This window comes from Psychrobacter urativorans (assembly GCF_904846695.1).
Taxonomy (GTDB): domain Bacteria; phylum Pseudomonadota; class Gammaproteobacteria; order Pseudomonadales; family Moraxellaceae; genus Psychrobacter; species Psychrobacter urativorans.
In genome coordinates this window covers 1-21,052 of sequence record NZ_CAJHBR010000025.1, presented here as the reverse complement: position 1 = coordinate 21,052, position 21,052 = coordinate 1, and the positions used below count along the sequence as shown (strand labels likewise).

The window sequence follows — 21,052 nt, the reverse complement described above, 5'->3', positions numbered from 1 at the left end:
GTTATTTGACGATATGGTTCAACAGTATAGTTTAATCATGCTATTGGATGGCAGTATTTCATAGTAGTCAGTTGATACAATATATTTAGCGTTATAGCTAACATAATAGCTATAAACACTAGGATCTAAACCACCCTATTTAATCGATTAGCTTAAGCTCATCTACAACTTACTAGCTATGGGCAGTTGCTGATATGCTACATTGCATTAATAGTGTTACTTGCCTCTTCTAAATAGTAGCCTTGTAGATAGCGTGCGCCCACACTCCAAGCTATCGACATCGTAGCGGCATCTTCAATATAAGGCATTAGTACATCGGCATTGAAGTTATTAGCCTGAGAAATGAGAGACTTAACTGTCTGTAGGTTATCACTAGTATCGATACCATCTACATAGCTCTTTGCTAAGCGTACTAAATTGGGTTTTACTAGTTGAGAAATTTCGAGTGCTTTAGCAGAGATACCAAAGTGCTGAATAGCCACTTGGCAGCTGATTTGATTCAAAGCGGCAAATTGCGTTTTTGCTACAGTCAAATGATTAGCTACATCGCGTTCATCGAACTGTATAGTTAACGCTCCTAATGCACCGCCGATTGCTTTTATAAGTTGACTGGTACCCTTGATTAGATTTTTATCAACTAACGAGGCGCTGGTTAAGGACACTAATATACGTAATTGAGGATGTGTTTTACGCACTTCATTAAGCTGTTTACAAGCATTTATTAGCACCCAGCGGTCTATCTTCTCACGTAGATTATGCTTTTTGGCTACCGTCATAAAGTCATCAGGCAGCAAGATAGTGTTTTGCGCATCAGCCAATGGCAAACGTAGATATACTTCAAAGAAATTGCTACGGTCGTCATTAATGTCATAAATAGGCTGAAACATTAACTCAAAACGATCCTGAGTCAGGGCGTTCATCAAGGTCTCAGCCAATGCACTATCATCACTATCAGCATGTTCCATCGGATCATAGAGATGATAAGCATTATCTTGAGTGCTAGATTCGGTTCTAATATGATTGATGGTTTCAAGCGCACGCTCAAGGAGCAATTGCGGTTTGGGAGCGTTTTTTTCAATAGCCACGACAGCAATACTAGCAGTAGTATTAGTAGTACGTTGGCCTACTTCAATCAGCATCTCACTGATATGCAGACGGATACGTTCCGCCAAGGCCTGTAATTGTTGAGTAGTGACCTTCTCTACTAATATAGCAAATGAAGTATCGTTGAAACGACTGATATAACTGTCTGTTACTAGCTCATTTAGCTTGTCTGCTACTTTTTGGATAGTGATATCTATCCCTTGTAGCCCTAAACTTAAGCTTATTTTGCCAATATTATCGAGTCCAATAAAAAACAATCCTGCGTTAACTTTGCCTGCTAATACTCGCTTGTATAAGATGTCAAAATGCTCTTCAAAAGCCAGACGATTGCTAAGACCTGTCAAACTATCATGACGCTGTGCTTCTGCTAAATGTTTAGTAATTTCAGCACTACTACTGTTATTTTGTTGAATGATAATTTGAGTCCTTGGCTCAGCATCTAAACTGGCCATTGCCAGCTGCAATTGGGCCTGAAAATGGCTACCATCAGCACGTCGACTTTTAAATGTAAACTCGACTTGCTCGCGATCACCTCTGTCAAACTGACGTAAAAACTGTTTAAACGCTTGTACGTTATCACCATTAGCGATCAGATCAATAACTGGAATACCAATTATCTCTTCAACTGACTCAAAACCGAATAATTGCAAATAAGGATCATTGGCAAAGATATGAACGCCTTGATCGATATAAGCCACTGCACTTTTAGAGTTTTTAATCAAAATGTTAGCGCGCTGTTCTGCTTGGGCAAGTAAATTGTTGAGTTTGTTGAGCTGTCGACGAGTCATCAAATGATCATGTTGCAGCCGAATGGCGATAATAATTGCGGACTCTTTATCTGCTACTAGCGCCTTGATCATAGTGCTATCGAGCACCGCTGGCAGCCCTTCTTCATTACGACTGGTATTGGCAGTGTCATCACTCATTAGACAAAGTAGTGGCAAATCAATATTCTTCTTTTGCACAATATCGACTACATCCGTGAATACTAAATCGTAAGCTTTGCCAAATATCAGCACATCCCACTGTTGGCGCAATGATTTTAGTAGCTCTTGTTTAGCATCTAAAAACCCTAAGTTGATGTCAGTATAATAGGCAGACAATAACTTAACTAAGCGCTCAGCATACAATTGGTCGTCGTCTATCACTAGCAAATTTAAAGTAGTATCCTTTTGCATCATAAGCCTTTTGATTATTACAGTAAGCTATAAACAGCAATCAATTCTGTCAACGGCATCAACTTTATTATTTGCTATCATCAAACATTATTGTTAGTGGTTTTTATTGAGTCATTGAGCGCTACATTTAGCACTTTTAACATTCAAAAATATGATGATAGATGGGTACTATTTAAAATATCTGCAGTATATAAAGTGTCTACTGCAATAGTCATTATTTAGATGTCAGTTAAATGTTGTTTACTGGCTGAGTATTAGGGCGAGGCAGCTATGCAGCATAGATATAATGCTTATGCGAGGAGGTAATTAAGTGCTCTAACCCCTTGGCGACTATCCTAAGAAGTTATCGACATAACTGATGGTCTAAATTAGTTATAGCAAGCTCAATCAAGGCTTTTTCTAATTGCTTGACTGGCTCAGCTTCAGTCTAGGTCGGTCTGGTTCGATAAATTCGCTGACCATTTTAGCAGTGGCTAATTTGAGTCTTGATCAACCGTTATAGGTTGAGGTAATTGAATAATTAGATGTTGTAAAATCTCCATAAGACTGTCACAAGAGCTGCTAAATACAGTCGATAGCGCCCGTCTAACTAGACCCCTAGATCGATATCGACTTCCATATCGATAATAAGATTAATAATAAGCTGCTTTATTGCTATCTAACTTATCTAAACAAGCCAGCAAAAGCAGTAAGTAATGACTGTGAAAATGCTGTATATCACAGTCATTTAGCCCCTACTATAAATCTTAGAACCCTATTATTTCAGCCTAAAATATCTTATATTTAACACTATAACAGTAGAAATAACAGCACTTGCAACAGTAGATACCTTGCTAATTATAGTGTGATATTTAGCGGTGTTTGTAAATGTCAACTGGCACCTTAAAAGGTCTATTGGTCAGTTCTCTTACTAATTTGGGCACTAAATAGCCAGGTAACACCGTTAATAAAGACCAGTACAGCTCTATAGCCACTTGCTCGTCATGATCAAAGTGGGCGGCACCACTTACCTTATCCAATACATGTAGATAGTAGGGCAACACTCCTGCGCCAAATAAGCGTTCACTAAGAGCTACTTGCGTAGCTGTGCTGTCATTAATACCTTTGAGTAATACCGCCTGATTAAGCATAGTAATACCAGCGCTCCATGCTCGCTGTAGAGCTTCTGCTGTTAGCGTATCGATCTCATTAGCATGATTACAATGAATCACCATGACGATGGCGCAGCGGCTCTGCGATAACCTATCTAACAGATCATTATCCAAGCGCGCAGGAATGACTATCGGTAAACGAGTATGTAATCGAATAGTAGTCAGCTGAGCTATACCCTCTAAGATATCTAACCAAGCAAATAGGCGTCGATTAGAAACACTTAATGGATCACCACCACTTAAGATAACCTCGTTAATCTGCGGATTAGCAGTAATATAGGCTATGATATCAGCTTGTGCATCAGCCGTTGGCATATTGGCGCTGTAGTCAAAATGCTGTCGGAAACAGTAACGACAGTGAATAGCGCAAGCACCAGTAATAGTTAGTAGCACTCGCGACTGATATTTATGCAGTAAGCCTTTAGTAGGATTTTGGCTGTTTTCTCCTAGAGGATCAGCGACGTACCCAATCACTACTTCTTGCTCTTGCTTATCGGGCAATACTTGCTTTAGTAGCGGATCATTTGCATCGCCAACCACCATTTTTGCTACAAAAGCACGGGGTACGCGCAGCTCAAAATATTTAGGAATATAGACTTGTGATCGCACTGATTGTAGCTGCAGAATACTTAACAACTCATCCACTGAGGTAATAGCATCGGATAATTGCGTTTGCCAGTTTTTTTGTGTGATTAAATGGTTTATCATGACAACCTAATACATGCTCTAAAATCGACATTATACGCTGTTCATCAGCGCTCTATCAAAACATACCCGGCAAATGAAGCGGATCACCAGTATTTAATGCTAATTGAAATATTATTAATTTCCTTTTAGTCTTTGATTATTGGCGCTTATCATTAGGGCATGTTGAACATTCGACCGTAGCACTGGCAACGACTGTTCAGCACGCTGTAACGGTTATGGATATTAACAACTATACTTATTAACAACCGTTAGGAGTCTCTTGTGGCAAGTTTTTCTACCAATGAGTTTAAAGCAGGTCTAAAAGTAATGCTCGATGGCAACCCTTGTGCCATTATGGAAAATGAGTTTGTCAAACCTGGTAAAGGCCAAGCATTTAACCGTGTCAAACTACGTAATTTGCGTAGTGGCAAAGTTCTAGAGCAAACCTTTAAATCAGGTGATAGCTTGGAGGCCGCTGATGTCGTAGATACTGAGATGAACTATCTATACAACGATGGTGAATTTTGGCATTTCATGCATCCAGAGAGCTTTGAGCAGCTACAAGCAGATAAAAATGCTATGGGCGACTCAGTGCAATGGCTAAAAGAAAACGGTAATGACTTATGTGTTATTACTTTATTCAATGGCTTACCACTGTCTATAACCCCACCAAACTTTGTCGAGCTAAAAATCACCGAAACTGATCCTGGTGTTCGCGGTGATACTTCAGGTGGTGGTGGCAAACCGGCAATATTAGAAACTGGTGCAGTAGTACGAGTACCTTTATTTGTACAACAAGGTGAAGTAGTACGTGTCGATACTCGTACTAGTGACTATCAGACTCGCGTCAGCTGATCTGCTTGATAACAGTGCCTCTAGCTCTGTCGTTACTGTTATAGATAAAATTTATAATTATCAAAAAAGGCTCAACAATATTATCTATTGATGAGCCTTTTTTATGTGAATTAAAATAGCTTTAATTGACTGTCTTCCCTACTGGCTATCACAGTACTAGCTGTCGCTGTTAAGTGTTGAACGCTGAGCTGTCAGCTACTGCTAAGCAAACCTGCCAGCGCTAATAGTGCCACTCAGCTTAACTGGTTTATTTTTTGGTCATTTTGCCATGCATAAGCCAATACTGTACTAAGGCATTGAGCTGATCCTTTTTAAAGGGCTTAGTGAAATAATCCTGCATACCTGCTTTTATATATTTTTCGCGCTCACCATCCATCGCATTGGCAGTAAGGGCAACAATAGGGGGCAATACGCTAGCATCATACAGCTCATGCAATTTGATAGTAGCTTGTATCCCATCCATTATAGGCATGTGATGATCCATTAAGATCATCTCATAAAGCTCAGGACATTGAGCAAATTTTTCTATAGCCTTTTGACCATCCGTGACATGAGTAACCGTATGACCATTATCTACCAGAGCTTTTTTGGCTATGATCGCATTAACATTGTCATCCTCAACTAACAGTATATGTCCTACTATCTCGGGCACTGACTTAAACATCCCACATTTAGATTCTTGCCATGCTAGATACTCTTGTTGCTCAAGTGCCGGTAGTGGCAGCAACACTCGAAAAGTAGTCCCTACCCCGACCTCACTGCTGACCCAGATATGCCCCCCCATTAAATTCACTAAAGACTGACAGATAGAGAGTCCTAAACCCGTGCCGCCATAGAGACGATGCGTCGACTTATCTGCCTGATTATAGGCATCAAATATCGCATCTAATGATTCCGGCTTGATCCCTACTCCAGTGTCTGTGACATCGATGCATAACGTCATCTCCTCAGAGTCAGACATACGATTGCTGTTGCTACTGGTCTTGTCAGTATCCGTGTTAGTGACTGCAGGATGAGTAATTGAACTATTACTGACTGAATTATTAGCAACATCTTCAATTGTATCTAACTTGTAATAAGGCACAGGAGCATGAGTCACGTTAATACTCACTCGCCCACCTTCACGAGTGAACTTGATGGCATTATTAACTAAGTTAGTTAAAATCTGTTTTAGACGTACTGGATCGCCTTTTATATAAGGCGACAGCTGTTCAGTATAATGATAATCCAAAGTTAAACGTCGCTGACGGGCTTTGACGGCGAATAGATTGATAACATCTTGGCAGACTGTTGACAAATTCATTGGTACAGCTTCAATAGTCATCTTGCCCGATTCGACTTTTGATAAGTCTAAAATACCATTAATCACCGCCAATAGATGTTCAGTCGAGATGTCAATATTGTCAACATAGTCTCGTTGTTCACTACTGAGTACAGTATCGTTGAGCATCTCAACCATCCCGATGATACCATTCATTGGCGTACGGATTTCATGGCTCATATTGGCCAAGAACTCTGATTTCATTCTGTTAGCACGCTTAGCGTGGTGTTGCTTTTGTTGCAACTGTAAGGCATCCGAAGCCATCTCTGCAAACTGCGCTAGCTGCTTTTCTTGTTTCGCAGTAAAATTATAGTGTGGCACAGTATCAATAAGACATAGCGATCCCAAACGATAGCTAGTATTGTCTTCATACAAGATGATTGGAGCCCCTGCATAAAAACGCAAAAATGGTGCTCCTGTAACTATCGGGTTGTCAGCAAAACGTTCATCATCAGCTAAATCGGCGACTACAAATACATCATTGGATAACACCGTATAGTTGCAAATCGCGACCTCACGAGTGGTAGTACAAATACTACCTAAACCGTGAACTGCCCTTAAATATTGAGTTTCCTCATCCATAAAAGTAATAGTCACTATCGGAAAATCAAAAAACAACTTTACCAATTCGGTCAGACGAGTAAAAGCGGGCTCATTATCATTATTGAGCACTTGGTATTGACGCAGCTTTGCTATGCGATGCTTTTCATCCACTGCTATTGGGTAATTTAGAGTAGCCAAAAATATCTCCGTCAATCTATGTAAAACAGGGGGTTTAATAGTCTGACTGTTTTGCTAATAAATTTTGAGAAAATACCCATTTAAAATAAACTGCTTTTAAAAGGAAGTTCCTCACTACCATAGAGCAGAAAAGCAGTAGTTGTTTATGAGCTGTTAAATGTAGGGGTTTTTATTACCTTAAAGGGGTTAAAAAAATCAGTTGCTGACTGGTTTCGCCAAAATCTTTAGCGCCTCACTAACCATTATCATCGCTACCACTGAAGTTACAGTAACTGCAGAGCCGTAACCTCCGCAGTGCAAACCACCGCTTTGCTCTCCTTTATCTACTCTTGGCGGCTCTGTCGAATAAACACACTTAATACCGAACTTTTCTTTTAGACTAGCGTTAATGCCTTTTTCAAAGCGTAGCTTATAGCGCAACCGAGCTAGCAAAGGGTCTTGATAACTGTCTTTTAGATCACTAACCGTGATTTTAGTAGGGTCCGTTTTGCCACCAGCCCCACCAGCACAGACTAGCTTTAGCTTATTAAAGCGACAGTGAAGAGCAATGGCCAGCTTGGCATTCATATCATCGACACAGTCTAATATGATAATAGGTCGTTGCTCTATAGTAGCCTGTTTAGCTGCATCACGACTAGGTAATAAAGTAGCCACGTTATCAACAGTCAAAAAATCATCTACCAAATGGAGCTGTACTCGCGGATTAATCTCTTCTATCCGAGTACCCATAGCTGCGATTTTACTTTGTCCAAAAGTACTGTCTAACGCTGGCAGTTGTCTATTGACATTAGAGGCGACCAATACGTCCATATCGATGAGGGTAATACTGCCTACTGCAGTACGAGCTAAAGCCTCAGCTGCCCAAGAACCAACACCGCCGATACCTATCACATAAACATGCGCTGCGGCAAAGATATCAAAGGCGCTGTCGCCATATAAGGTTTGTGTGCCTTTAAAACGGCGCTGATACTGCTGCACGTCCTCAGTAGCAATTTTTTGGGACTGGTTTTGACTCATAGTAGGGTAGCAGCTCTTGTTATAAATGAAAATTGTTTGGTTAGTACTAATTACTAAACCCAATCTGTTTGCAGCGCATCACAACTGTTCTGCCATAATTGTTGGGCTAGTACTTGCGGCTCAATGGCTAATAATTCGCTAAGGGCATTTAACACCCAAGGTAAGTTGGCAGGTACATTGCGATTATGAGACTCTGCTCTTTGCCATTCCTTATCTGTACTTTGAGCTTGCGGCGAAGAGCTGACTGCTAAAGACCCTATATTGCCAGCTTCAGTTTGACAGGCCATCGGTGTCATATCTGGACAGTCGGTTTCTAGTACTAAGCATTCAATACCAAACTCAGCAACAGCAGCTTGAATAGCCCGTCTTAGCTTTTTAGCATTTAGATTAGTAACTTGTCCTGTCACCCCAAGCTTAAAACCCAGTTTAACAAAAGCTTTAGCTTCTTGCTCACCGCCACTAAAGCTATGCGCAATGCCGCCAAGGTTTTTGGCATTATAGCTGTGCGCTTTTAGCAAGGACAAGGCCTCAGCATGCGCCTTACGAATATGTAACATCACCGGCAACTGATGCTTAACTGCCATATCAAGTTGAGCATTAAAAAACTGCTGCTGCTTGGCAAAATTCTCTGGTGCTTTCATTGCCTCAGTAAAAGTATCCAAACCTATCTCACCAATCGCCAATGGTCGTTGCTTATCAAGCATAGCAGCCATCTTGGCAAGATGAGTTTCAGTATGCTGCTCAATATAAAAGGGATGTAAACCTAGAGCAATATGCGCTTGTGGATATAATACTGGAGGATCAGAGGCGGCAATAATATTTGTCGATGATGTCAGCTGATAGTGATTAGCGCTTGGTTTATTTAAGTAGTCTTGAGTGGTGTACAGTCTATCAAAGTGTTGGTATAAATAACCGACTAGCACTAAATGCCGTACGCCAAATTGATAAGCGCGCTCGGCTTGCACACTTCTATCGTTATCGAATACTGGAGCATCAAAATGGGTGTGCGTATCAATCAGTCTGTATAGCTCTGAGCTGGGGAGCTGATTATCCATAAGTGAGGTTTTTATAACCGCCATCGATAGCCTCCGGCTTTAATTAAAAACTGTTTATTAGGGCGTGTTGGACATTCACAAGTAGACTATGCTGATAAATAAGTGCTGCTGTTAAACGATTATTAGATTATAGCTTGATTAGATTATAGCTTGAGTAGCGTTGCCCTTCTAGCTCGTTGCTATTGGCTATAACTAAAGCTGTTTGTGAAGCGTTTTTAGTGGTTAGGCTCTTGAACTGTGCTTTTTAACTGTGCTTTTTAACTGTGCTTTTGCACTATATAAGCAGGCTTGATCAAAGCCGTTAATTGGCTATAAGGCACTAGCAAGTCTGCTGCCTCAGTATCTACCTCTAGCAGCTCTGTTGATTGATAAACTAAGTGTAAGCCCTGCTCATCCAAATACCATTGCTGTGACAATGGCAACGACCAATCATCAACAGAATCCTTTGCTACCCCTTGTGAGATCAGCCAGTCTTCTTTGGCCCCTTCAAAGGCTAATAGCAAGCTATCAGTGCTGACTGTCGGTAATAAAATATCTTCAATAGTGAGCTGTAGCTTTTTTTGTATATCTAACATGACATAGTCAAGATGGTGCGGACTACTGCCACGCTTCACAGTTGAGCGCACTAATAGATAGCCCGTCGCCATAGGTTCAGATTTAGAACTAGCTTCAATAGCAGCATTGCTTGTGCCAACGCGATTCAATACTAATTCGGTATCGATACGCTGGTATAACGACGAAGTATTAACGGCTTGTTCACTGTATTCTATTTGTTTAAGCAACATCAAGATTGTATTCTTAGCGGCTTGGTCTTGACTAGCTAACGGCGTACTTGGTGCTAGTATCTGGGCTATGGTTTTCCACATAATACTGCTTAACCACGGCTGCTCTGGTACAAACCCCAACACATTTAGCTCAAAATACTGACAAGGTTTTTTGTTAGGATCACAGTTGCGCTGATGGGCAATAGCTTGTTGCTTATTGACTTGTATAGCAGCCATTTTATTAGTTTCGCCACTAATACGGTCTTTGCTAAGGTCAGGCTTTATTAGCACGCTCTGATCATCGGAGGCGATAACAATTTTATCGGCAGCCTTATTATCGGCCTGTTGTTCAAACATAGATTTTGGCTGCTGATCACAGCCTATCAAGCTAGTGATGCTGAACAGGAATACTACCGATAGCCATAACGAGGCTATATTTTTTGACTGGTTGCGCTTGGCATTTATCATATCAGCTACCATAAGCGGTTATAGTGAAAGCTCATTTAATGACCTTAAGCTTATAAATCTACTCTGGTTAATTTTAACTCAATATTATTAGTTTCGAGAGTCATCATTATCGTTATCTATACTAGGCCGCTGCGCAGGTTGATAACTACTGCGTCTTGGAATCAATAATAAGGCTACTCCAACCGCTGTTAAGGCTAGCCACTTTTTTTTGCTCGGCTTACTATTACTATTTTTACTGCTGTGTTTGTCGCTGCTATTACTCATAACCTTATCACTATTTTATTAGGGCGTATTGAATATTTTAACTTATAAAGGTTTAAGGGTTTAAAGGAAAAGTGGTGATACCAGAGTTGGTACTATCTACTCTAGTAAAGCCTTGGGTAGTAGCCGTAGGCTTGGGGGCTTGATCGCGTTTAGGTATCAGCGGATTAAGATTCATCAGCTCATAATCCTGACTGATATCCCCATCCCAGCCTACAGTGCCACTCAGCGGTAATTGTTTAATAGTACCGTTTTTATCGATTACTAACTGTAAAACCCGCATTTGGTTAAATTTGCGCTCAGTAACGCTCGCCACTGCCCCACCATCACGCAAGATGGTTGGCTGTAAGAATATAATTAGGTTACTCTTTTGCTTATTATCACTATCGGAGCGGAACAGGCGACCAACCAGCGGTATATTCCCCAAACCTGGAACCTTTTGCTGGTTGCTAGTGCTGTTATCACGCATCAAGCCGCCTAGTGCAATAGTCTGTTGGTCATCAGCCAAAATAGTAGTATTGATCAAGCTTTTATTAGTAATCAAACCGCTCGAATTGCCAATACTACCCGGCACTACTGAGGAGACTTCTTGTGACACTTCTAAACGCACCGTCCCATTATCACCGATATGGGGAATGACGTTAAGATTGATACCGATGTCTTGGCGCTCAATAGTCTGAAATGGATTGGTTGATGAGTTACCGCTAGTGGTAAAAGAGCCAGTGACGAATGGCACATTTTGTCCTACTAAGATACTGGCCTTTTCGTTATCCAAGGTCAAGATTGAGGGCATGGACAATAGGTTGGCACTAGTGGATGAATCTAACGCTTGCAAGATAGCCCCATAAAACTCGGTGTTACCTTTGCTATCTTTTCGACTGCTACCAACACCAAGTAGCGCGCCAGCAATAGAGCCAGCAGCGGCACTGATACCAGTGCCTTTAGACAAAGCAGCTGCGGCAAGTGAAGCGGCACTAGCGCCAACGTTATTAAAGTTCACCACGCCATAACCACTACTAGCATTACCTAGCGCCCATTGAACGCCAAGTTGGGTGGCATCATCGCCTGAAACTTCAACGATAGCAGCTTGAATCAGTACTTGGGCGCGGCGATTATCGAGCTGATTGACGGCATCTTCAATCTCAAACATCAGCTCAGGGGCAGCATTAACGATAACTGCGTCTTGGGTTTCATCAGCGATAATGCTAAAGGGTCGACCCCCTATACCTACTGCTGAACCACCGGTAGAAGCTGCTAAATTGCCACTATTATTACTGCTACTATTGATGCTATTGCCACTGGGCACTGCCGAGGCTGTATTAAGGGTGGCGCCAGTAGCACTAGTATCAGTTAGGGATGCTGACTCCAAAGTTGAAGTCGCCCCTGCACTATTAATCGACTGATTGGCAAGTAAGCCACGTAGCATCTGCGCTATATGATTGGCACTAGCATATTTGAGTCGAAATACGCGCAAACCACTCAAGCGCCGCGTAGGCGTAGTGTCTAACTGATTAACCATCTCCTGCACTTTAGCAATCATCTCAGGGCTACCTTTCACTAGCAGCCTGTCGCTTGAAGCATCAGCGATAACTTTTAGCTGGTCACTGCCTTGTGCTTGCCCGCCCCCTGCACTAGTCACTAGCGCACTAATGAGATCCATCATCCGCTCAGCATCGACATGGCGTAGAGGAATAACCCGCAGACTGTCATTGACATTGCTATCTAAATCGCGGATTAGTGCTGTTAATTGATTAAGACTGTCAGCACGATCTGATAGCACCAGCGCATTAACGCCTGGCACAGCAGCAGCGTGTGCTGATTGCGGCATCAAAGGTCTAATCACCCCTAGCACTTCGGCGGCTTGAGTATTGGTCAAGTAAATCACTCGCGTTGCTAACGCTTCACCGACAGTATTACCTCGCAGATCGACAGCAATACCGGTTTGCTTAGCCACACTATCGGGTACTAACTTAATAGTAGTGCCCGAATTAATCGCCGCAATCCCATTCACTTGCATCACACTTAAGAACAGCTGATAAATCTCATCACGAGACAGCGCACGATTAGAGATAACCGTCACATTGCCGTTGATACGCGGATCCAGCACAAAATTCTGATTAGTGATAGTAGCTACTTCATTAATAAAAGCTTTGATGTCTGCATCTTGCAAGTTAACCTTCCAGCTCTCAGCGCTGGCAAGTCCGCACATAGCTGCCCATAGTGGCAATGCTAAACATAATGGGCGAACTATATATAAACAACGCTGTAAAGCATTGCGTAAAGGGGTTACTACAAACTTATGTAAACTTACCATGGTGATAATTACCCATTGTGATGTTACTTATTAAATGCCAAAGAATATAAGCTAAAACGCTATCAAAATATGCTTCACTACAGATACTGCTATACACTTATAGAGTGAAATATTTCCATTAACTATAAATAAAGGTGACGATTTTAGGCCAATCCATTTAGAAGGGTTGTCGAATAGTGATTACTTGCTCACCACGTTTCACCTCTATTTGCGCTTCACCAGATTTTTGTGCTTGTTGCAATATGTTGGCATCTTGACTAGGATTATTACCGACCTGTTGACCATTTACCGACATTACCCGATCCCCAGGCTCTAGACCCAAGCGGTTACGTAGGCCTGAAGGCGTAGCTGTCGTTACTTGATAGCCGTCACCAGAGGCCATTAGCCCCACACTACTTAAGTAGTTGGCAGGATTCTGCTGCAGCTCACTTACGGCTCCACCGATAGCTGAAGTTGGATTATTGCTATTAGCATTGTTGTCAGTATTATTAGCAGCGTTATTAGCTATATCTGTAGGCTGTGGCCATGCAGAATCTATAGAATCGTTATTAAGTGTATTGGATGAACGCCTATTGCCTATAGCATTAGCAGCTAAGCCTCTCTGATCTAAGGGCATAGCATCAGCCATACTAATAACGGACTGTTTACTAGCCTTATCGGCAATAACCACCGCATTCCAATCTACCGCCACTAAAGTATAACCACTGTCCTGCAAGCTCTCACCGATACGATAGTTTTTTACTTCGCCATTGACCTCCAGTAGCGCTGATGACAAACGCTCAGGTATCGCTAATAGCACGCCTTTTAGCACTACATTCGGTGGTGGCTGTGCCGCCACTGCCGCTGAATTAGGCTCAGAAAATATAGCAAACAAACTACTATTATCAGCTACAGAGCTAGGAATATTCTGCAATGCTGCTATGGGCAATGCCGGTGCTATAGGCGGTGCCAACAATAACCATAGCAGCCGCGCCGCTGTCCAACATAACCAACCTATAGCGAGCAGCAGCAGCCATGCTGACAAACGATTAAGAATATCGACTACAGGTTTTAGACGGCTCATCACTGTGTTCAATTAGTGACCCCTAACCCTGCCAATAGTGGCTGACGTACGCTAACCACGGGAGTATCCTGCGGCGCTTCACCTTTGTATTCTGCCATATTTTCGAGTAAGCGCTGAGTCAAGCTCACATCGAGCATATTATTGCCATCAAGATAAAGATCACCTAAGCGTTTGTCTTGGTTATTGAGTAAATTAAGATGCAGAGTAGCATTGTTATTTTTTTGTTCGGTGCTCAGCTGAGCACGTAATGCTGGCATAGTAATATAAAAAACTTTACCAGCGCTAGGATAGCCAACTTCACCGCCTACCCAAGTTAATTGTCCAGACGCTGCACTAAACCCAGCTGCGTCTTCACCTTTGGCAGAATGACGTTGCAGCGATACGGCATTGACTTGCATTGGGGTATTGGGTAATTGCCATTTAACTGCTTGACTCAAAGTCTCAGGTGCAATCTTGCCATTCATGTCATCGATTTGCCATGAGTGACGTGCTACTTTTACTTGCCCATCTAGCTTAGTCTGACCACTATTAATATCGAATTCAGCTGCTATTTTGCCTAATAGAAGCTGCCAAGGTTGCCACGTCCATTGCAGCGACCCAGTCATGGCTACCTCTGACACTGGCACTTGCCAAATAGCTGAGCCTTGCCATAAGTTACCGGACACATGTTGTATATAAGGCGACTCTGGCGCGTACTTTTCTACTATCCACGCTGCTGGCATTTGCAATATAGCAAACAACGAAAATACTAGCAGTCCAATTAACCACCATACTTTACGGGGATGCTTATTAGATGGAATAGAGGCTTGTGGCACAGATAAGATACTCTTTTATAATTTCAAAACCACATTATCATAACAAACAATCGCCTAAAAATGACAGCTAAAAAGCCAGTATATTTTACTGCGATTAGTCACAATAAAAGATACTGGCTTTATGAAATGCTTGGAAGTTTAGCGCTTACTAACTGTTAATTTAGTAAGACTGTAGCTACTTAAACAGTATTGGCTCAGTTAGCAGATAATCAACTAGTTAACCACAGTAGTGAACCTCTATAGTTATAATCAATATTTATAACTATCGAGAACCAATAATCACTGCTCAGTAATCAATATGAATGAGTAGTGATTACTAAATAGTTGATTACAATAATTAGGCCAACGCCAGTTAATAGCCATAAGCAGATCTACATTAATAACCAAAGATCGTGCTGATACTGTTGCTTAATAGCGCTCTACAAACCCATCAACGAGCAAGATTTATACGGCAAAACTTTCTAGATCTTTACCAGCTGATAGCGCTTCGATCAACCAAGTTGGCTTACGACCACGGCCTGTCCAAGTGTCATTATTGTTTTCAGTATTACGATATTTAATACTACGTTTTTTCTCTAGGCTTTCACCAGCCTTCAAAATCTCTTCTATGCTACAGCCGTTATCTTTGGCTATTTTTTCAAATTGTACATAAGCATCATGCAAACGTTGATGTTGTTTTTGCGTGATAAGTTGCTGTGCACTTTCAGTGATAGCACGTAGCTCAGCTACGTTTAAACTTTCTAAATTAATACTATTATTAGTCATAATTGTCTCGGTTATAGAATAATGGCTGTTAGCTGGATAGTTATTGATCTGCAATAAATAATAAGTAATAAACTATATATATCACAAAACGAATAAATAGAATTATCAATAGCTACAAGCTTTTCTTGAATTGAATAATTAAATGTAAATCAATTAAGCGTATGTAATATAAACAGAAAATTAATCTATAACAACCACTAATTACTATATTTTTATTTATCATTAGTATTTAGAAAACATTGATTAATAATTAATAATTTTTCTATATTGGCAATATGGACATAAGTACGTAGCCTTTACCTGTTATTATTTTGATGAATAGCTCTATCCATTCAATATTGTATTGATATCAACATTTTAATAGTCACCGCAAATAACTCCTTGATAAGAAATTATAATTTAAAAGTTAAACATTATTTAACTAATAGTATAAGTATAAAATCCCTTATTATTATAGAGGTTTTCTAATAAGCATTAAAATCAACTATAAAATAATTATTAAAGCTCATAATATTATGGCAATATTCATTATTTATAAGATAATCTCTAAGCTTAATCTGTTACTTTTATATCTTTATCTGGCTTTACTGAGGCCAAATGATTTTTATAGCTACTAGGGCTAATGCCAGCAGCATTCCTAGCACAGTAACCGCCTGCCTCAGTAGCTTGCCCTGCCACACTACTAGTCAGCAATTAGCATGCAAATATTAACAGCTCTATTGTGCTATATCCGTCAATGCTAAATATAGTTGTAAAACTCTATAGTCATCTTTGTCATTACTTAGTCATTACTTAGTCAGCCACAGACAACAAAAAGCCCCGTATTAACGAGGCTCTAGTAGATACTATTTGTGTTATTAACTTAACTAGTAAGCTTTAGGTTTTATCATCCTAGAAAGGTAGTTCTTATAAAGATAATTAAAATTATTTAAAAACCTTACTATATATAGCTTGTGAATAATAAATATTCATTTTTGTCAACCTTACCCTAAAATTAGTTAGTTTAATATACTTTTTTAGGTGTAAATCCAAAATATTATGTAAAGACTTAAATGTTATATCTTTACTAAATTGTTAACTAACAGTCTTATTATAAATAAGCATTGCTTCTGAGCAATTAAGATGCGTTTTTGGCTTTTTCTAATTGCTCGTTAAGTATCTCTAACTTACCCTCAGCTTTTGACAAATTCTGAATAGCTATTTCACGCTCTGATTGAAGAGTAGTCCGCTGTTTTTTACTCTCTGCCAACTCCGCTTTTAATCGTTCTATTTCTACAGTGTGAGAATCATTCATAGCTTTGTATGAGGCAGTGCTTTCTAAAGCACGCGTTAGCTCTGCTCTTACTTCATTTAACTCTAATTTTAAGCTATTAATTGTTGCATTACTGTCTTCTGCTCGTTCTTTTTGGATTTCAAGCTTATGCTCAGTATCGCTAAGAGTTTTGAGAACATCATCAACTTGTTTTTTGCTATCTACCTCTACCTCCCTTAGCTTTAATCTCATTTCTTCTGAGTTTTCTTTAGCTATCTTAGCTTTATCACTTAATTCATCCAACTGTACTAATAAGTCTGCTTGTTCTGTCTCTAGCGTTTTGACGGCTTCTTGAGCTTCATAGACTTCTGTACGCGCTTTTTTTTGTGCCACTGCAAGCGCATTCCTTTCAGACAGAAGACGTTCTTCGGCAATATCAATAGCCGATTGCCACATATCAGCCCCTAAAGCTTGTAGCCTATTCTCAATGCTATTAGGCAACTCAACTTGTCTTAAATCCTCTTCTATTTCTTGTTCCAATCGCCATAATTTCATAGCTTCGCTAATTGTAGTGAACGAACCACCACCTAGAGAATGTCGAATCCTAGCAAGAGTAGGTTGGACACCATTGCTTAAAAGTTCATCAGCTTTTTCATGAATAATTTCTGTAGTAAGTGCCATAAAGAAATACCTTGTTATTGTATGTTGTATATTATATCATATAACATACAACATGATACAAAAATATTTAAAAAAAAGTCCCTTATTCATTTATATAAGGGACTCATACTTATGCAAATATGATTTATACGGTTCGATGCTTCTTGAAGTTCTCAGCTTGATCAAATATTTCTTTGTAGACCTCACGTCGATCAACAGGCGGATAACCCCATTCGTCTAGTAGCACCATTAAGTCAAACTGTAACTCTGCTTTGATATCGTCTCGATTATTCCAGTCAGTGTACTTGGATTTATCGTCAATCACTTGTTTTACAACTTTAGATAGATCTAGCAATTTATCTTCTGGGTAAACAAAGTCGTACTTATGAGCTAGTGATAATAAAATGTCATAAAAAGCTTTCTCTTCAAAGTTAATACCTAGCTCACCAAATGATGCCATTTCCTCACGTAGCTCATTGTAGAGCTTGATAATTTCGTCAGAAAAGTCACCAATAACCTCAGCTCGAAGGATATCCTGCTCGTCACGCTCATTATACTTCTCAACAAGAGCATTCATTTTTTTACTAAAATTAACACCCTTAACCTTATTGGTCTTACTCATCTCACCAATCGCCTTCGCTAATAGTTGTTGTAGTAACTGTAGCTTAGTATTGGGTTGCTTGATGACTTCAAGCTTCGCTAAGTAGTCATCATCAAAGATATCAATCTCGCCATCTGTACTATCACCTAGCTTAAATATTTCTTCAACACCATCGCTTATGAGTGCATCTTTAACTAGATCACGTACCTTTTGGTTCATTTGCTCAACGTCTGGCGCACCACCAGTTGTTATTTTAAAGATGATTGTACGAATAGCTAAGTAATAGTGAATCTTATTTTTATGTTCTTGGGTTAAATCTTCGCTACCTACACAGATATCATAAGCAGACTTTATACGTCTGGTAAGATCCATAAAGGTTTTTTCGAGCTTTGGTGTTCGCTGACCATAGTTAGCTGCGCTGTTTAGACACTCTAACTGCTCTTTCGGACTACCTTGAAAATAAGGCTTAGAGTCGAATTTATGATAGAGCTTGTCAAGAAGGCTCAAGTGATCTTTCACTATGACGACTGACTTTTGAATATCCTCTAGCTCTTTCACTTGACCACCTGTGTAATGTGAAAGTGCCAAGTTCATCTGTTTTTTGATACCAATATAATCAACCACTAAACCACTTTCTTTACCTTCGAACCTACGGTTCACTCGTGATATGGTTTGAATCAAGTTGTGCTTTGACAATGGCTTATCAATGTAGATAGTATCTAAAAATGGTACATCGAAGCCTGTTAGCCACATATCGACTACGATAGCGATCTTAAAGTTTGATTTTCCATTCTTAAATTGACGATCTAGCTCCTTACGATAAGCTTTATCACCTAGCTTGTTCCACATATCTTTTTCGTCATCTTTGTTACGGGTCATAATCATTTTGACTCGCTCCATCGGTTTGACCTTTTTCTGGTCGCTTTCAGACAAAGTCGAACCTTCTTCACAAGCTCTTATTTCGTTCCATTGAGGGCGTAGGTCTATGATGTCCTTATATAGTTGGTAGGCAGCCTCTCGACTGCTACACACAAACATCGCCTTGCCTTTTTGAGTAGTGCCTTCATTAACTCGCGTTTCATAATGCTCAACGAAATCTTCTGCAATGGCTCTAATACGATCAGGGTCGCCTAGTATAGTTGACATACTAGCCATAGCCTTTTTGCTTTTTTCTATTTGATATTCATTAGTACCAGCATCCGCGCTTGCTTTATAGTATTTTTCTACTTCGTCGAGTTGCCTACCATCTAATAGGACTTTGGCTGCACGTCCTTCATAGACGATGCGAACCGTAATACCATCATGTACTGACTCTGTCATAGTATAACTGTCCACTATTTCGCCAAACACATCTAGAGTCGCATCAATCGGTGTACCTGTGAAGCCAACGTAAGTTGCATTAGGCAAGGAATCATGCAGGTATTTAGCAAAGCCGTAGGTCTTCTTAACACCGTCCTCAGTGACGGTAATTTTTTGATCTAAATTGATTTGACTACGGTGTGCTTCATCAGAGATACAGATAACGTTTGTACGCTCTGTGAGTAGGGCTAAGTCCTCCGTAAACTTATGAATGGTAGTAAGGAACACGCCACCGCTTTTGCGCCCTCTAAGAGCCTCTCCTAGCTCAGCACGACTTTCTACACTGATGATATTCTGATCACCAATATAAGTCTTAGCATTAGTAAAAGTATTAGATAACTGATCGTCTAAGTCTGTACGATCCGTAATAAGAATAATAGTTGGACTACCTAGCTCAACATCTTTCATCAATAAACGTGAAAGAAAAAGCATAGTAAAGCTTTTACCGCAGCCTGTTGCGCCAAAGTATGTACCGCCTTTACCATCGCGTAGACCGTTATCATTGACTAAAATACCATCAGTGTCTATCTGCTTCATATGTTGCTTGATATTGGCGTACAGTTTAGTTGCAGCATAGTATTGCGGATATCGACAAACGATTTTTTCTTGTTTGTTTGAAGTATCAGGAACGTAGATAAAATCACGAATGACATCGAGCAGTCGTCGCTTGTCAAACAAGCCGCTAATCATGGTTAGTAGCGAGCTGATACCATCTTTGCTAAGTTTTTCATCGCCTGTTACTTTACGCCAAGAGTAAAAGAACTCATAGGGTGCAAAGAAAGATCCCATTTTTGAGTTAGCCCCATCACTGATAACGCATAAAACGTTGTACTTAAATAACTCTGGAATATCACGCTCATAACGAGTAGTCAGTTGGGTATAAGCATCAAACATAGTAGCTTCTTCACGAATGCTACTCTTAAACTCAAATACGACCAATGGCAGACCGTTAATATAAAGAATCGAATCAGGGATACGTAATTCAAATCCTTGGATTTCCATTTGACTGACGACTCGATAAGTGTTGTTATCTATAAAATCATAGTCAATAAGTTGGATATACAGGTCTTTCTGTGTATGATCTTCACGCTTCAACAAGAACCCATCAGCGATAAACTTCATAATAGCTTTGTTGGTATCGTAAAGGTCGGAAGCAGGAAGGTATTCGAGCTTATGAATGATGGACTCAATCTCATAGTCAGTGATGGAGTCATCTTGATAACGGGTCGCCAAAAACGCACGCAGATCAGACTTGATGAGCACCTCTTCCTGAGAACGATCAAGCACGTCGCCAATCGTATGCGGATAGCCCGCACTCGCTAATAGATCAATGATAGCTTGTTCAAGCCTGTCTTCGGTGAATTTCATAATTTATACTCTAGCCATATTTTGAAGTAATATTTTTCTCAGCTCATTTAGATGTAAAGACTCTTCTTGTTTTATAAAGAACTTATTAAATAGTCTCTCAGCATATATATCAAACTTACTTATGAGACTATAGTCACCTGACTTCAAAAATGTTATAGAATGAGTCAACTAAACGATTATTACTATAAATGACCATGACTTACTCCCTAGATTATCGCAAACAAGTCCTGAAAAGCTTAGATGAGGGTATGAC

At 40.2% G+C, this 21,052-nt stretch carries 14 protein-coding genes; 1 reads left to right on the top strand and 13 read right to left on the bottom strand.

Annotated elements, in window-relative coordinates; all coding sequences use genetic code 11:
* Window positions 1-197: 197 nt before the first annotated feature.
* Window positions 198-2,282, bottom strand: a complete 2,085-nt coding sequence (locus JMY09_RS12710; RefSeq protein WP_201624105.1) for an EAL domain-containing protein — start codon at window positions 2,280-2,282, stop codon at window positions 198-200.
* An 851-nt stretch (window positions 2,283-3,133) separates the two neighbouring features.
* Window positions 3,134-4,141: an EF-P beta-lysylation protein EpmB gene (gene epmB, locus JMY09_RS12705; RefSeq protein ID WP_201624103.1), complete on the bottom strand. Its 1,008-nt coding sequence runs from the start codon at window positions 4,139-4,141 to the stop codon at window positions 3,134-3,136.
* Window positions 4,142-4,402: 261 nt separating this feature from the next.
* On the opposite strand from epmB, the gene efp reads away from it, so the two are divergent.
* A complete protein-coding gene (gene efp / locus JMY09_RS12700; protein WP_201624101.1) occupies window positions 4,403-4,975 on the top strand; it encodes an elongation factor P in 573 nt (190 codons plus the stop codon).
* 247 nt (window positions 4,976-5,222) lie between these two features.
* Here the strand turns inward: efp and JMY09_RS12695 are convergent, their stop codons facing one another.
* The 11 genes from JMY09_RS12695 to JMY09_RS12645 form a co-directional block, all read right to left on the bottom strand.
* The gene (locus tag JMY09_RS12695; RefSeq protein WP_227677320.1) at window positions 5,223-7,037 is read right to left on the bottom strand and encodes a GAF domain-containing hybrid sensor histidine kinase/response regulator; all 1,815 of its coding nucleotides are present in this window, start codon (window positions 7,035-7,037) and stop codon (window positions 5,223-5,225) included.
* Window positions 7,038-7,232: 195 nt separating this feature from the next.
* Entirely contained in the window at window positions 7,233-8,054 is an 822-nt protein-coding gene (locus JMY09_RS12690; RefSeq protein WP_201624098.1) for a tRNA threonylcarbamoyladenosine dehydratase, read from the bottom strand.
* Between the two features lie 53 nt (window positions 8,055-8,107).
* Window positions 8,108-9,133 carry a TatD family hydrolase gene (locus tag JMY09_RS12685; RefSeq protein WP_201624096.1) on the bottom strand — a complete coding sequence of 342 codons (1,026 nt, stop codon included), beginning with the start codon at window positions 9,131-9,133 and terminating at the stop codon, window positions 8,108-8,110.
* A 233-nt stretch (window positions 9,134-9,366) separates the two neighbouring features.
* Window positions 9,367-10,341, bottom strand: a complete 975-nt coding sequence (locus tag JMY09_RS12680) for a hypothetical protein (RefSeq protein WP_201624094.1) — start codon at window positions 10,339-10,341, stop codon at window positions 9,367-9,369.
* Window positions 10,342-10,428: 87 nt separating this feature from the next.
* Window positions 10,429-10,605, bottom strand: coding sequence for a hypothetical protein (locus JMY09_RS12675; protein ID WP_201624092.1), 177 nt, complete (start codon window positions 10,603-10,605; stop codon window positions 10,429-10,431).
* A 52-nt stretch (window positions 10,606-10,657) separates the two neighbouring features.
* On the bottom strand, window positions 10,658-12,916 hold the full coding sequence (gspD, locus tag JMY09_RS12670; protein ID WP_201624090.1) for a type II secretion system secretin GspD: 2,259 nt from the start codon (window positions 12,914-12,916) through the stop codon (window positions 10,658-10,660).
* A 157-nt stretch (window positions 12,917-13,073) separates the two neighbouring features.
* Window positions 13,074-13,979 carry a type II secretion system protein N gene (locus tag JMY09_RS12665; RefSeq protein ID WP_227677319.1) on the bottom strand — a complete coding sequence of 302 codons (906 nt, stop codon included), beginning with the start codon at window positions 13,977-13,979 and terminating at the stop codon, window positions 13,074-13,076.
* A gap of 8 nt (window positions 13,980-13,987) precedes the next feature.
* The gene (gspN, locus tag JMY09_RS12660; RefSeq protein WP_227677318.1) at window positions 13,988-14,794 is read right to left on the bottom strand and encodes a type II secretion system protein N; all 807 of its coding nucleotides are present in this window, start codon (window positions 14,792-14,794) and stop codon (window positions 13,988-13,990) included.
* A 444-nt stretch (window positions 14,795-15,238) separates the two neighbouring features.
* Window positions 15,239-15,559, bottom strand: a complete 321-nt coding sequence (locus tag JMY09_RS12655) for an H-NS histone family protein (RefSeq protein WP_201624086.1) — start codon at window positions 15,557-15,559, stop codon at window positions 15,239-15,241.
* Window positions 15,560-16,676: 1,117 nt separating this feature from the next.
* Window positions 16,677-17,492: a DNA-binding protein gene (locus JMY09_RS12650; RefSeq protein WP_201624084.1), complete on the bottom strand. Its 816-nt coding sequence runs from the start codon at window positions 17,490-17,492 to the stop codon at window positions 16,677-16,679.
* Window positions 17,493-17,616: 124 nt separating this feature from the next.
* Complete coding sequence (locus JMY09_RS12645) at window positions 17,617-20,799, bottom strand: type I restriction endonuclease subunit R (RefSeq protein ID WP_201624083.1); 3,183 nt, start codon at window positions 20,797-20,799, stop codon at window positions 17,617-17,619.
* Window positions 20,800-21,052: the final 253 nt, after the last annotated feature.